The following is a 12,465-nucleotide window of genomic DNA, read 5'->3' as shown; positions in this document are numbered from 1 at the left end:
GAAGGGGCCGGGGGTCCGCTCTGGCGCCGTCAAGGCGCCTGGACCACCGGCCCCGGCCTCGGTGGGAACTGCGGTCTGCACCACCCACCGAGATACGACCTCTCAGTCTTCGGATTTTCCTAGATCGTCGAGTTCTGAAATGTCCCAGTCGAGCTTGCTCTGGGCGAATTTCTGCGGATCGGCGAAATCTTCGTCCGTCGGCAGGAGGTCGGGGTGATCCCACAGCGCGTCGCGGCCCTGCACGCCGCGTGCCTCGGTGACCGCGGTCCAGAGCGCGCCGGCCTCGCGGAGGCGGCGTGGGCGCAGCTCGAGGCCGACCAGGGCGGCGAAGGTCTGCTCAGCGGGGCCGCCGGCCGCGCGCCGGCGGCGGAACGCCTCGCCGAGCTGGACCACCGAGGGAAGACGGTCTCCCGCGGCGCTGTCCACGACGTGGCCGACCCAGCCCTCGACCAGCGCGAGCGCGGTCTCGAGGCGGGCGAGGCTGGCCTTCTGCTGGGGGGTGTCCTCGGGTGTGAAGATGCCCTCGAGCGCCATGGCCTGCATGGATTCCGGGTCGGACGGGTCGACCCGGCTCATCGCCTCCTCGATCGCCTCCCGGTTGACCGTGATGCCATTGGCGTAGGTCTCGACCGCGTTGAGCACGTGCGCTCGCAGCCAGGGGACGTGTTGGAAGAGGCGCTGATGGGCGGCCTCGCGGAGGGCTACATACAGCCTGACCTGGTCCTCGGGGAGTTCCAAGCCGTCGCCGTAGGCCTTGATGTTGGCCGGAACGAGTGCGGCCGTGCCGGCCGGGCCGAGCGGGAGGCCGATGTCGCCGGCGGAGAGGACCTCCGCGGCGAGCTGGCCCAACGCCTGGCCGAGCTGGCCGCCGAAGAGGGCGCCGCCGAGCGTCGCCACCATCGACTGCATCGGGCCGAGCTGGGCGCGGGCCTCCTCGGGGACGAGGTCACCCATCGCGCCCACCATGCGGCCCGCGATGGGGTCGCACAGCTTCTTCCAGACGTCGAGGGTGTTGTAGACCCACTCGTTCCTGTTCCAGGCGGTCGCGTCGCGGATGCCGGAGGGCATCGCGGACACCGGGTCGAGCCACAGGTCGGCGAGGCGCAGGGCCTCGGAGACCGCGTTGTGCTCGTACATGTTCACCGCGGGGTCGCCGGTCGCGCTCAGCTGGCTGGCCGCCACCTGGCGGGCCAGATCCCAGTTGACCGGGCCACTTCCGGGCGCGGCGAACATCTGCTGCAGCTGATTCATGAACTGCTGCATCTGCTGCGGGTCGGAGGGATCGGGCGGCTGCGCGCCCGGCAGGCTGAAGCCGAACGGGATATCAGGCACGCCCCCAACGGTACGCGCGTAATCGGCCCTCGTGCCCAATGGCGGTGTCAGCTCAGAGAGAACTCAGGGTTGGTTGATACGGTCACGCGCATGAGACGTCGCGGTGTCACGGTCATCATGGGCGCCCTGATCACCGCACTGCTGGCAGTCGGAGTGATGGCTTTCCCCCTGCCGTACGTGGTTCTGAAGCCCGGTCCGACCGTCAACACCCTCGGTTCGGACAACGGCAAAGAGGTCATCCAGGTGACGAAGGCGCAGACCACGACCAGTAAGGGTCAGCTGCGGCTGACCACGGTCGGGGTGCAGCCGAGTGTCGAGCTGGTCTGGGCGATCCGGGGCTGGCTCAGCGACGAGCAGGCCGTGGTGCCGCGGGAGCTGATCTATCCGTCGGATCAGAGCGAGCAGCAGGTCGAGCAGCAGAACGCCGAGGAGTTCAAGTCCTCGCAGACCAGCGCCGAGACGGTCGCGCTGCGGGAGCTCGGCTATCCGGTGCAGACTTTCGTCACCGAGGTGACCAAGGGCGGCGCCTCGGCCGGAGTCCTGCAGAAGGACGACATCATCACCGCGGTCGACGGCACCGAGGTCACCAGCCCGGACAAGCTCACGCAACTCGTGCAGGCCGAGCCGGCCGGGACTACGCTGACCGTCTCCTACTCGCGGGCCGGTAGGACGCGGACCGCGCGGATCACGACCAAGGCCGCGGCGGGCAGCGACACCCCGCGCATCGGGGTCTCGATCGACAAGAAGCAGACACATCCGTTCACCGTTTCGATCGACCTGGACGAGATCGGTGGACCGAGCGCCGGGCTGATGTTCACCCTGGGCATCATCGACAAGCTCCGGCCGGAAGACATGACGGGCGGAAAAATCATCGCGGGAACTGGCACGATCGACGACGAGGGAAACGTCGGACCGATCGGCGGCATCCCGCAGAAGCTCGTCGGTGCGAAGAACGCGGGGGCCGAGCTCTTCATGGTCCCGGCGGACAACTGCGCCGAGGCGCTGAAGAACTCGGTGTCCGGGCTGACCATGGCCAGGGTCGCCACGGTCGACGACGCACTCACCGCGCTCCAGACCTTCACCACCGGCGGAACGCCGAAGCCGTGCCCGGCGTCCTGAGTTATCCACAGGCACTCCGGGCGGAACAGCGCAACATCCTAAAGTGAAGAACCGGTCTTGAGACTTTGTGGGGTTCACGTTGGTCATGCGTAACAGTCCTCTACCGAGGATGAGCCGGCGCGGTCGCGTGACCGTCGGCGTCCTCGTGGGGGTCTTCCTCCTATTCACGCTCCTCGGTTGGGGCATCGATGCCTACACCGACTATCTGTGGTTCGACGAGGTCGAGTTCACCAACGTCTTCACGGGTGTGCTGCTGACCCGCCTGGTGCTCTTCCTGGCGATCGGCGCCGCGATGGCGGTGATCATCGCGGGGAACCTCTACCTCGCCTACCGGTTGCGTCCGCTGCTGCGTCCGCACTCGGCCGAGCAGGCCACCCTCGAGCGCTACCGGATGGTGATCCGGCCCCGCCTCGGGACGTGGATCGCCGTCATCGCCGTCATCATCGGGTTCTTCTCCGGCCTCTCCGCGCAGAGCCGGTGGAAGGACTGGATGCTCTTCCAGAACGCACAGCCGTTCGGTGTCGAGGACCCGCAGTTCAAGGTGGACGTCGGCTTCTACGTCTTCGAGTACCCGCTGCTGCGTTACCTGCTCGGGGTCGGCTTCACCGTGGTGGTGCTGTCGGTCATCGGCGCGCTGGCCGTGCACTACGTCTTCGGTGGCGTGCGCCTGCAGGGCGTCGGCGACCGGATGACCACCGCGGCCCGGGCCCACCTGACCACCCTGGTGGCGATCTTCGTGCTGCTCAAGGCGGTCGCCTACATCCTGGACCGGCGGGCGTTGCTGCTCGAGCAGCACGTCTCACCCGATCTGTACGGCGCGGGCTACACCGACGTCAACGCGTTGCTGCCGGCCAAGGAGATCCTGGCGTACATCTCGATCGTCGTGGCGATCGCGATCATCGTGTTCTCCAACGCGATCATGCGCAACCTGGTATGGCCCGGTGTCTCGCTCGCCCTGCTGGCGATCTCGGCCGTCGCGATCGGCGGCATCTACCCGCTCGCCGTGCAGAACTTCCAGGTCCGGCCGAGCCTGGCGGACAAGGAAGCGCCGTACATCAAACGGTCCATCGACGCCACCCGGGACGCGTTCGGCCTGGCTGATACGCAGGTCACCCCATATGCGGCGGAGAGCATCGTGCCGCCGTCGAACCTGGCCGGCAACGCCAGCGCGCAGAACGTCCGGGTGATCGACCCGCAGCTGGTCTCCGAGGCGTTCACCCAGTCCCAGCAGGTCCGTGGCTTCTACGACTTCGGGCCGAAGCTCGACGTGGACCGCTACACGATCGGTGACAAGACGCAGGACTACGTGGTCGGCGTCCGGGAGATCAACGACACCGCGCTGACCACCCAGCAGCAGAACTGGCTCAACCGGCACACCGTCTTCACCCACGGGTACGGACTGGTGGCCGCGCCGGCCAACGAGTCCTGTGGTGGCCTGCCGGTGTTCGTCTCCGGCTCGCTCGGCACCGGTAGCAGTCAGACCGCCAACTGCGCGTCGTCCTCGACCGACCAGATCAAGGTCGACCAGCCGCGGATCTACTACGGCGAGCAGTCGACCGAGTACGCGATCGTCGGGCAGGCCGAGGAGGGCAAGAACACCGAGTTCGACCGCCCGCAGCCGAACGACACCAACGCCGAACAGCGCTACACGTACGAGGGCAAGGGTGGCGTGCCGATCGGTTCGCTGTTCCGCAAGCTGGTCTTCGCGATCAAGAACACCGAGAGCAACTTCGTGCTGTCGGACGCGGTCAACGCCGACTCCAAGCTCATGTACATCCGTGACCCGCGTTCGCGGGTGGAGAAGGTCGCACCGTTCCTGACCATAGACGGAGACCCCTATCCGGCCGTGGTCGACGGGAAGATCCAGTGGATCCTCGACGGCTACACGACGTCGGCGACCTACCCGTACGCGCAGCGGATCAACCTGCAGGAGGAGACGCAGGACGAGCTCACCAACCGGGGCACGTTCGCGCTCGCCCGCGACAACATCAACTACATGCGCAACTCGGTGAAGGCGACCGTCGACGCGTACGACGGCACGGTCACGCTCTACCAGTTCGACGACCAGGACCCGGTGCTCAAGGCCTGGAACCAGGCCTTCGGCGGTGACCTGATCAAGCCGAAGTCCGAGATCCCGGAGTCGTTGCAGAACCACTTCCGCTACCCGGCGGACATGTTCAAGGTGCAGCGCAACCTGCTGACCCGTTTCCACGTGACGCAGCCGAACGACTTCTTCACCGGCAACGACTTCTGGGCGGTGCCGAACACACCGGACGGCTCGGAGCAGAGCAAACAGCCGCCGTTCTATCTGAACGTGCAGCTTCCGGGGCAGGACGAGACGCGATTCCAGATCACCTCGGCGGTCACCCCGAGCAAACGGGAGAACCTGGCGGCGCTGATCTCGGGCTCGTACGTGGAGGGCAAACCGAAGCTGGAGATCCTCGAACTGCCGGACGAGACGGCCATTCCCGGTCCGGCACAGGTCCATCAACGGATGACCAGCAACAGCACGGTCCGGCCCGAGCTGACCCTGTTGCAGACGAACAACCAGGCCACGGTGCTCTACGGCAACCTCATCTCGTTGCCGGTGAGTGGCGGCATGCTCTACGTGGAGCCGGTCTACGTGAAGAGCAGCCAGCAGGCCAACGCGGCACCGCTGCTGCAGAAGGTGCTGATGTCCTACGGCGACGGCGGCAAGTACGTCGTGCTGGCGAACAACCTCGAGGAGGGCCTGACCGCCCTCGTCAACCAGGGGAAGAACCAGCAGCCGACGACAACCCAGCCGGGCAACACGGGTACGACGCCACCGGCCGGCACGGGCCCACCGCAACTCACCGGTCAGCTCGCGGAAGCGGCGACAGCGGTGGACAAGGCCATCGCGGAGGTGAAGGCCGCGCAGCAGTCGGGTGACTTCGTCCGCTACGGCACGGCGCTGCAGGCGCTCGAAACGGCGATGAACACGTTCCAGAACGCGCAACAGGCCGCGGGGGTGCCCACGACCGCACCGTCGGCCGGGGCGTCCGCACCGGCCTCGTCACCACCGTCGACACCGGCGTCAGCACCACCCGCGTCGCCCAGCGGCGGCTGATCCACCGAAACACCTGACAGTCAGCCCGCGGCCCGCCGGATCACCCGGCGGGCCGCGGCGTCCGCGGGGGTGTGGGCTTCGTTACGAGGCACCGTTTTGCATGTCGACGGGGCGACGCGCTAGCGTAGAGAAAGCGACGCGGGGTGGAGCAGCTCGGTAGCTCGCTGGGCTCATAACCCAGAGGTCGCAGGTTCAAATCCTGTCCCCGCTACAAAGGCAAGTGCACGTCGAAACCCCTCACCTGACCGGGTGAGGGGTTTTCTGTATGCCGGCTCAGGCCGCGGTGTAGACGACGACTCGTAGGTCGCCCGGGTTGAGGGTCAGCACGTCCAGGTCCAGGTCGAGATGGCCGTGGACCGGGCTCGGCACGCGGAGCCGGTCCGCGTGACCGCCGTGCAGGGGTGGAGCATCCCAGAGCTGGACGAATTCCGGGCTCCGGCCGTGCAGGTCGGTGATCATCGACGACAGTTCAGCGTCGGCGGGGTAGCGGCGGGCCGTGTCGCGTAGTTCGGCCACGACGGTGGCGCGGAAGCCGGCCATCCGCTCGGGGATCCGGAACACCGAGGGCCCGACCTCCGTGAACGCGCGCCAGACCACATTCCGGTCGCGCCCCGGGGTGTTCGGCACCGTGCACACGTCCGAGTGCCAGAGCTTGTTCGCGGCCAGGACCGTCCAGCTCGCGTCGCAGACGCAGACCGCGACCTCGGTCAGCCGGTCCAGCATCCGGCGGGCCGTTTCGGTGACCTCGCGCGGGACCAGGCCGTCCGGCTCGGGGGACGCGGCGAATCCGGCCAGCGTACGCAGCCGGGTGTGCTCACCCGAGGTGAGCCGCAGCGCCCGGGCCAGCGCGTCGACCACGCTCGGTGACGGCCGGCGGCGGCCCTGTTCCAGTCGTTTGACGTGTTCCTCGGAGACGCCCACGATGCCGGCGAGTTCGTCCCGGCGCAGGCCGGGCACTCGCCGGACGGCGGGCAACGACGCGGAGACCCCGGCCTCGCCCGGGGTGAGCCGTTGTCGCAGGGTCCGCAGCGCGGTCCCGAAGTCGTCGTCCCGCCGCACGATCTCATTGTGTCAGTCGCGGGCCAGCCGCGGTCCGCCCGCCACCGCGGCGTCCGCCGCGTCGGTCGGTTCCATGTAGAACCGCGATCGGCGGATCAGGCCGTCACGTACCGTGATGATGATGACGCCGCGCAGGTCCTGGCCGGCCGCCCTGGTGTAGTGCCACTCGCCCCACACCTCGTCGGCGACCTCGACGGAGTTCGTCATCTCGACGGTGATCTCCGGTGACATCTTGAAGATCATTTCCCAGTTCCGGCGCACCTGCTCCGGTCCCCGGACATCCCGGCCCGGGTGGGCCGGCCACTCACCCGAGAAGTCCGGGCCGAAACAGGAGGAGATCGTGTCGAGGTCGTGGTTGTTCAAAGCACCGATCAGGCGCTCCACCAAAGGGTTGCTCATGTCCGACCACGCTATTCACGTGGTCGCTGTCCTACCTGGTCCAGGATGTACCACGTGTGATGCGGTCAGCGCTGGGTCGGGGGACGGCGCAGGGGGCGGACGTTGGCTTCCAGGGGTTCACCGCCGGTGGTCGCCACTCGCATGCCGTTGAGGTAGCCGTCGGTTTCCCGCTGGTCGGCGTATTCGAGCAGGCGTTCGGTGATGGTCTGCCATTCGCGTTCGCGGTCGGCGGCCAGCTCGGTGCGGACCTCGGCGAGCAGATCGCGGATCTGGGCCCGGTCTGCCGGGGCCGGGGTGTCCTCGCCGAGCTGGTGCAGGATGCGGTCGCGAGCCGAGACGACCAGGACCGCCAGCCAGGCGAGCACCACCAGTCCGGTCAGCAGGACCAGGACCGCCAGGGGGCGCTGGTCCGGTGGCGGGCCCGGCATGACGCCCGGCTGGCCCGGGGGCGGGCCGGGCTTCTGGGGGAAGCCGGCGATCATGGTCACTACCAGGGCACCGGTCGCCGCGATCGCGAGCACGAGGCAGCCGACGAGCAGCTTGCTCATCCGCAGGTGCAGGGTGCGCGCAGTCATAGTGCAAAGATTACGGACATCCGATGCGTGATGGGAACAACAGTCACGCGGATCTTCTCCGCCGGAGCACCTTGCGGTAGGGGTCGATCATGCGATCCAGGACCGTGGCCAGCGCCTGGCGGTCGGCCGCCGGGATGGGGGAGTCGTCGGCGAGCATCAGGGCCAGGTCGTGGACCAGCGGGTGGGCCGGCGGCGGCTGGGGTGCGGGGCCACCGATCCGGTCCGGGTACGCCGCGACGACCAGTTCGTTGATGCTCCGCCCCAGGGCCGGGGCGATCCGTTCGATGGAGCGGATCGTGGGTCGCTGCTCCTCGCTGATCCAGCGCAGCACGACCGAGGGGTCCATGCCGACCGTACGGGCGAAGTGGGTCGGGGTGGGGAACCGGGCGGCGTGGATCGCTTCCTTGAGGTAGCCGCCGAAACCCATCCGAGAAGCATAGGTGGTGTTCCGATCCGCCGGAACGTTGGTTGAGGTGCCATCCTTTGCTAGCGTCATTGGCTAGATAACCAATGGCGCGGGCCGCCACCCGAGGCTGCCATCATGACGCGAAGGGTCGTGGCCGGGTGCTGCTCCTCACAACGCTCACCGTGCTGACCGCGGTGGCACTGCTCGCCCTTCTGGCCCGGCGGTGGCCGGCCCCGGCCCGCCGCCCCGATGACCTGGGCGGACTCGTGCTCGCGGCACCCGCGCCCGGCCCCGACGACCTCGACGGGACCTCCCGTCCGGCGGTCGCTCCTCGTCCACCCCTGCCCGCGGTGGCGGCCGCGGCAGGGGTGGGCACCACCCCGGCCCCCGCCCGGCCCGCGCCGGCCCCGGCCCGGGATCTCGGCGCCCCGCCCGGGTTCACGGCGCCCCCGGCCCCGGATCTCGGCGCCCCGGCTGAGCCCGCGGTGACACGTCCGGCGTCGCCCGATCGGGTGATGAAGCGGCGGGCGACCGCGAACAGTGCCTCGTCGCGCTTCAGCGGCACCGCGGGAGCCCGTCGCGTGGTGGAAGACATCGTTCGCTGAGGTTTCCTCGCTCCGGCCGCGGGCAGCCTGCTGGTGTTCCCTAGGAAAGGACACCGCCATGGGCTTCATGGACAAGGCCAAGAACTTCGCCGACCAGCACGACGAGCAGGTCGACCAGGGGCTCGAGAAGGCCGGCGACCAGATCGACACCCGTACCGGCGGTAAGCACTCGGACCAGATCGACAAGGGTGTCGATCAGGCCCAGGCGCGGACCGGCGAGGGTGACACCCGGGAGTGACCACGGCCGCTCCGTCCGGCCCCGGGGCCGGATGGAGCGGACATCGATCTTCGTGCAGGATGGTCGGATGAGTCCGGTGAGCCGCGGTCGTCGACGTACCAAGAGCAGGGGTTCCGGGCAGCGTGTGCTGCGGGCGGTTCCGGCTGTTCCCGACGTGTGCGAGTGCGCGGAGTGCTCGGGCGAGGGTATCGACCTGGACGAGCTCGTCGGGAGTCTCGTGGCCGGCGGTGCCGAGCTGCTCGAGGTCGGGGATCCGCTCGAGGCCGAGCTGTTCGCCGCGTCGTTGCTGGCCGCCGGCGATCTCGCCGGGGAAGACTTCGTGGACGCGATCTCCGAGGATGTCGTGCCCGCCGTGGCCGCGGTCGGCACCCCGGCGGCGTTGGCAGTGCTGCTCGCGTTCGGTGACCTGCCGACCGCCACCGGTGCCGTCGCTGCCCTCGTGGCCTCCGGCGTGCCGCTGCCGTCCTGGGCCGCTGAGCTCCGCGAGCCGGTGCGGCTCGTTGAGTGCCTCCGGTTCACCGAGGCCGGCGCTACCGCGTCAGCGGTGCTGTGCACCTTCGAGCGGGCCGGGCGCTCGCACGGGTTCGCGGTCTTCATCGACCACACCGACTGCTCCGCCGCGGTCGACATCGGCATGTTCCCCGCCGAGCAGCTGGACGAGGTCGTCGAGTCCCTGCGCGAGGACGGCGTCCGCAACGGGATGACGTTCGAGTCCGCCGCGGTGGAGCCGGCCGACCTGCGCTGGGAGGCGGAGCGCGCGATGAACGCCCGCACCGTGCACGACGAGGAGGACGGGATCGATCCCGCCGGGGAGCACGACGAGGACGCGCCGAGCTACCACCTCATGGCGGCGCTGCTGCGCAAACGTCTGCGCTCGCTGCCGGAGCCCACCCGGGCACCGGCCCCGCACGGCGACTGAGACCCCGGGCGCACCTGGTGAACTAGATCGAGAGCGGTGCCGGAGGCGGGTCGTCGTCGACGGCGAAGAGCATCGGGTGGACGCTGAGCCGGGAGTCGCGGTCGCGGCAGCGGGCCGGGGGCAGCAGCGACGAGCTGTGGCCCGGGTGCTCGGCACAGTGCCGCATGGCCCGGGTGATCGCGTCCGGGTGGTGGCGGCCGCCGCCGTATTCCCCGCAGCCCGCGCAGTCCCAGCGCCAGTAGGCGGGGCCGTCCTCGGATTCGAAGCGGCGGATCGTCAGGGGCGGTTCGACCGACCGCCGCACCGACGGGGAACCAGCCGGCGCGTCCCGCTCGGCCCGGGATGCTTGGCCGATGATTCCGGCGAGTGCGCTCGTTGCCGTACCTGACACCGTCTCTACCCCCCACGTCTGTGCGTCCGGGCCCAGTGTGGACCGACAGGCAACGGCTTGACCGGCGGTTTCACGGATCCGGGGCGACTGTTCACCCGCAGCGGTGCCCGGTGTGCCGTCGGCTTCGCCCGGGTGGCCGGGGCGGTGTTACCGTGGTCGATCGGCGGTCTCGGAGGTGGGTCCAGTGGTGTTCGTCCACTCGGCGTTCCTCTATGCGGACGACGCGGCGTACGCGTCGACGCTTTCCGGGTTTGTCCGTGACGGTCTGGCCGGCGGTGAGGCGGTCGCCGTGGCAGCCCCGGCCGACCGGATCCGGATCCTGCGTGAGGCGCTGGGCGGGGACGCGGCCGAGGTGCGGTTCCTGCCCGCCGACGAGTGGTTCGTCCGTCCGGTGCGGACCATCGCGGCCTGGTCGCACATCCTGCGCGACGCCGTGCGCGGCGGCCGGTTGATCAGCCATCTGCCGGACGCGGGCCGGGCGGTGTCCTGGGTCCGGTTCGAGGCGGCGCTGAACAGGTCGCTGTCCGGGCTGCACGGGCACATGGTCTGCCCGTACGACCAGCGGAGCCTGACCGGTCCGGCCGGGCGCACCCATCCGTGGCTGCACGACGGCGGCTGGGGCGAGAACGCCGGCTACGAGTCTCCCGAGCAGGTGCTGGCCGGGCTGCCGGAGCCGCCCTGGCCGGTCACCGGGGCGCCGGTGCTGGCCGTGCCGGTCGGTGACACGGTCGCCGGCCTGCGCGCCGACATCCGGGCGCGGGCCCTGGCCGAGGGCTGGCTCCCGCCGGCCCGGCTCGACAATCTGCTGCTGGCGCTGAGCGAGCTGGTGACCAACGGCATCCGGCACGGCGGTCCGCACCGGGAGCTGCGGCTCTGGGTGACCGCGGACGCGGTGGTCTGCGAGGTGACCGACGACGGCCCGGTGCCGCCCGCGCCGCTCGCCGGCTACCTGCCGCCGAGCGCGGGACGGCCCGGTGGCATGGGTCTGTGGCTGGTCGAGCACCTCTGCGACGCGATGTCGATCCACCAGGCCGGTGGCATCACCCGCGCCCGGTTCGCGCTCAGACGGGACGTCAGCGGGAGCTGACCAGGCCCAGCGAGGTCGGCGTGACGCCCGGGAAGACGCCGGAGACGTCGGTGACGCCGCACCGGGCCCGGACGATCTCGCTGATCACCGCGCGGTAGTCGGTCGTCACCGCCAGGTCGCCGTCGACCAGGTTGTCCGCGGACAGGCCGGGCCAGCGCCCGTACACCTTGCCGCCTTTGACCCCGCCGCCGAGCACGAGCATCGCGTTGCCGTACCCATGGTCGAGCCCGCCGGACCCGTTCTGCGCGACCCGCCGGCCGAACTCGCTGATCGTGATCAGGGTGACCCGTTTCATCCCGGCCGGGCCGAGGTCGGCGGCGAACGCCGCGAGGGCGGTCGCGAGCGCGTTCAGATGGTCGTACATCTTCTTGCCGGGTGCGGCTGTACCCAGGTTCTCGTGCATGTCCCAGTCGCCGGAGTCCACGCACGCGGACATCAGTCCCACTCCGGACTTGATCAGGCGGGCCACGTCCCGCAGGGCTTTCCCCAGATCGGAATCCGGGTACGAAGCCCCGTTCGCCGGCGTGTACCCGGAAGCTTTCAGCGTCTTCGTGGTGGCAAGCGCGGCCGTGGTCATCGCGGTGGTCCGAGCGAGGGGATCCGGGGCGCCGGCGTAGAGCGCGGCCATCGTCGCGGCCATCGGGCGGGTCGGGTCCTCGCCACCCAGCGCGAAGCTGTCCACCGAGGTCAGGCCGAGGTCCGGGGCGGGGCCGGCGAGCACCCGGGCGGGCATCGCGCTGCCCACCGAGACCGCGTCGAACACCTCGTCCGCGCCGAGTCCGCCGAGCATCCGGTCCAGCCAGCCGGTGCGCAGACTGGTGCCGGGCGCCGCGCGTTCCAGCTCCTCCATCGCGGAGAAGTGCGACCGGTTCGGCACCGGCTGGCCGGCGGCCTGGATCGCGCCGAGCGCACCGGACTTCCAGTACGGCAGCAGCGGCGCCAGCCCCGGGTTCAGCCCGAAGAACGCGTCGCCGCCGATGAGCTGGGATTTCGGGACGGCGATGCCCGGCCGCGCGGTGTAGTAGGCGGGGTCACCGGCCGGCACGACCGCGGACAGCCCGTCGAAGCCCCCTCGCAACGAGAGCAGCACGAACACGTCCCCGGCGTACCTGGGGGAGGAGGCGAACGCGAGCTGGGTGGCGAGCTGGTCGCCGGCGAGCCCGGCGAACGCCCCGGCACCGGCCGCGGCCAGCACCTTGCGCCGGCTCACGGGACAGCCGCAGGCCTCGGTCAGAACGTCGGTCACG

General features: G+C 69.9%; 13 protein-coding genes and 1 tRNA gene. 7 read left to right on the top strand and 7 right to left on the bottom strand.

Features of this window, described 5'->3' with window-relative positions; genetic code table 11:
- Window positions 1-102 precede the first annotated feature (102 nt).
- Window positions 103-1,332 carry a zinc-dependent metalloprotease gene (locus ACIA6A_RS06060; RefSeq protein WP_396096258.1) on the bottom strand — a complete coding sequence of 410 codons (1,230 nt, stop codon included), beginning with the start codon at window positions 1,330-1,332 and terminating at the stop codon, window positions 103-105.
- Between the two features lie 90 nt (window positions 1,333-1,422).
- Between ACIA6A_RS06060 and ACIA6A_RS06055 the strand changes: the two genes are divergently transcribed.
- From ACIA6A_RS06055 to ACIA6A_RS06045, 3 genes are all read left to right on the top strand, one after another.
- Window positions 1,423-2,451 carry a PDZ domain-containing protein gene (locus ACIA6A_RS06055; protein ID WP_396096257.1) on the top strand — a complete coding sequence of 343 codons (1,029 nt, stop codon included), beginning with the start codon at window positions 1,423-1,425 and terminating at the stop codon, window positions 2,449-2,451.
- Window positions 2,452-2,560: 109 nt separating this feature from the next.
- Window positions 2,561-5,539, top strand: a complete 2,979-nt coding sequence (locus ACIA6A_RS06050; RefSeq protein ID WP_396096256.1) for a UPF0182 family protein — start codon at window positions 2,561-2,563, stop codon at window positions 5,537-5,539.
- A 137-nt stretch (window positions 5,540-5,676) separates the two neighbouring features.
- Window positions 5,677-5,750: transfer RNA gene (locus ACIA6A_RS06045), tRNA-Met, on the top strand.
- 62 nt (window positions 5,751-5,812) lie between these two features.
- Here the strand turns inward: ACIA6A_RS06045 and ACIA6A_RS06040 are convergent.
- The 4 genes from ACIA6A_RS06040 to ACIA6A_RS06025 all read right to left on the bottom strand — a co-directional run bounded on the left by ACIA6A_RS06040 (window position 5,813) and on the right by ACIA6A_RS06025 (window position 7,999).
- Complete coding sequence (locus ACIA6A_RS06040; RefSeq protein WP_396096255.1) at window positions 5,813-6,598, bottom strand: helix-turn-helix domain-containing protein; 786 nt, start codon at window positions 6,596-6,598, stop codon at window positions 5,813-5,815.
- A gap of 12 nt (window positions 6,599-6,610) precedes the next feature.
- Entirely contained in the window at window positions 6,611-6,997 is a 387-nt protein-coding gene (locus ACIA6A_RS06035) for a nuclear transport factor 2 family protein (RefSeq protein ID WP_396096254.1), read from the bottom strand.
- A 65-nt stretch (window positions 6,998-7,062) separates the two neighbouring features.
- The gene (locus ACIA6A_RS06030; RefSeq protein WP_396096253.1) at window positions 7,063-7,572 is read right to left on the bottom strand and encodes a hypothetical protein; all 510 of its coding nucleotides are present in this window, start codon (window positions 7,570-7,572) and stop codon (window positions 7,063-7,065) included.
- 43 nt (window positions 7,573-7,615) lie between these two features.
- Window positions 7,616-7,999 (bottom strand): XRE family transcriptional regulator, encoded by a 384-nt coding sequence (locus ACIA6A_RS06025; RefSeq protein WP_396096252.1) that lies wholly within the window; start codon window positions 7,997-7,999, stop codon window positions 7,616-7,618.
- A 137-nt stretch (window positions 8,000-8,136) separates the two neighbouring features.
- Between ACIA6A_RS06025 and ACIA6A_RS06020 the strand changes: the two genes are divergently transcribed.
- The 3 genes from ACIA6A_RS06020 (at window position 8,137) to ACIA6A_RS06010 (ending at window position 9,740) form a co-directional block, all read left to right on the top strand.
- Window positions 8,137-8,583, top strand: coding sequence for a hypothetical protein (locus ACIA6A_RS06020; RefSeq protein ID WP_396096251.1), 447 nt, complete (start codon window positions 8,137-8,139; stop codon window positions 8,581-8,583).
- A gap of 58 nt (window positions 8,584-8,641) precedes the next feature.
- Complete coding sequence (locus tag ACIA6A_RS06015; RefSeq protein WP_396096250.1) at window positions 8,642-8,821, top strand: antitoxin; 180 nt, start codon at window positions 8,642-8,644, stop codon at window positions 8,819-8,821.
- 67 nt (window positions 8,822-8,888) lie between these two features.
- Window positions 8,889-9,740 carry a hypothetical protein gene (locus tag ACIA6A_RS06010; RefSeq protein WP_396096249.1) on the top strand — a complete coding sequence of 284 codons (852 nt, stop codon included), beginning with the start codon at window positions 8,889-8,891 and terminating at the stop codon, window positions 9,738-9,740.
- 22 nt (window positions 9,741-9,762) lie between these two features.
- On the opposite strand, the gene ACIA6A_RS06005 is transcribed toward ACIA6A_RS06010, so the two are convergent.
- On the bottom strand, window positions 9,763-10,131 hold the full coding sequence (locus ACIA6A_RS06005; protein WP_396096248.1) for a hypothetical protein: 369 nt from the start codon (window positions 10,129-10,131) through the stop codon (window positions 9,763-9,765).
- 184 nt (window positions 10,132-10,315) lie between these two features.
- Between ACIA6A_RS06005 and ACIA6A_RS06000 the strand changes: the two genes are divergently transcribed.
- Window positions 10,316-11,218, top strand: a complete 903-nt coding sequence (locus ACIA6A_RS06000; protein ID WP_396096247.1) for an anti-sigma factor RsbA family regulatory protein — start codon at window positions 10,316-10,318, stop codon at window positions 11,216-11,218.
- Here the strand turns inward: ACIA6A_RS06000 and ACIA6A_RS05995 are convergent.
- Window positions 11,205-12,464: a DUF1501 domain-containing protein gene (locus ACIA6A_RS05995; RefSeq protein ID WP_396096246.1), complete on the bottom strand. Its 1,260-nt coding sequence runs from the start codon at window positions 12,462-12,464 to the stop codon at window positions 11,205-11,207. The two genes, ACIA6A_RS06000 and ACIA6A_RS05995, sit on opposite strands and share 14 nt — an antisense overlap.
- Window position 12,465 lies beyond the last annotated feature (1 nt).

The organism is Actinoplanes sp. NPDC051494, assembly GCF_044454705.1.
Lineage (GTDB): Bacteria > Actinomycetota > Actinomycetes > Mycobacteriales > Micromonosporaceae > Actinoplanes.
The sequence above is the reverse complement of the archived record's forward strand: the minus strand, read 5'-3'. Positions and strand labels throughout refer to the sequence as shown.

Excerpts from the sequence above, each read along its gene's own strand:
- ACIA6A_RS06055 (WP_396096257.1), top strand. The coding sequence starts at position 1,423 with ATGAGACGTCGCGGTGTCACGGTCATCATGGGCGCCCTGATCACCGCA.
- ACIA6A_RS06050 (WP_396096256.1), top strand. The coding sequence starts at position 2,561 with ATGAGCCGGCGCGGTCGCGTGACCGTCGGCGTCCTCGTGGGGGTCTTC.
- ACIA6A_RS06035 (WP_396096254.1), bottom strand. The coding sequence starts at position 6,997 with ATGAGCAACCCTTTGGTGGAGCGCCTGATCGGTGCTTTGAACAACCAC.
- ACIA6A_RS06030 (WP_396096253.1), bottom strand. The coding sequence starts at position 7,572 with ATGACTGCGCGCACCCTGCACCTGCGGATGAGCAAGCTGCTCGTCGGC.
- ACIA6A_RS06025 (WP_396096252.1), bottom strand. The coding sequence starts at position 7,999 with ATGGGTTTCGGCGGCTACCTCAAGGAAGCGATCCACGCCGCCCGGTTC.
- ACIA6A_RS06015 (WP_396096250.1), top strand. The coding sequence starts at position 8,642 with ATGGGCTTCATGGACAAGGCCAAGAACTTCGCCGACCAGCACGACGAG.
- ACIA6A_RS06010 (WP_396096249.1), top strand. The coding sequence starts at position 8,889 with ATGAGTCCGGTGAGCCGCGGTCGTCGACGTACCAAGAGCAGGGGTTCC.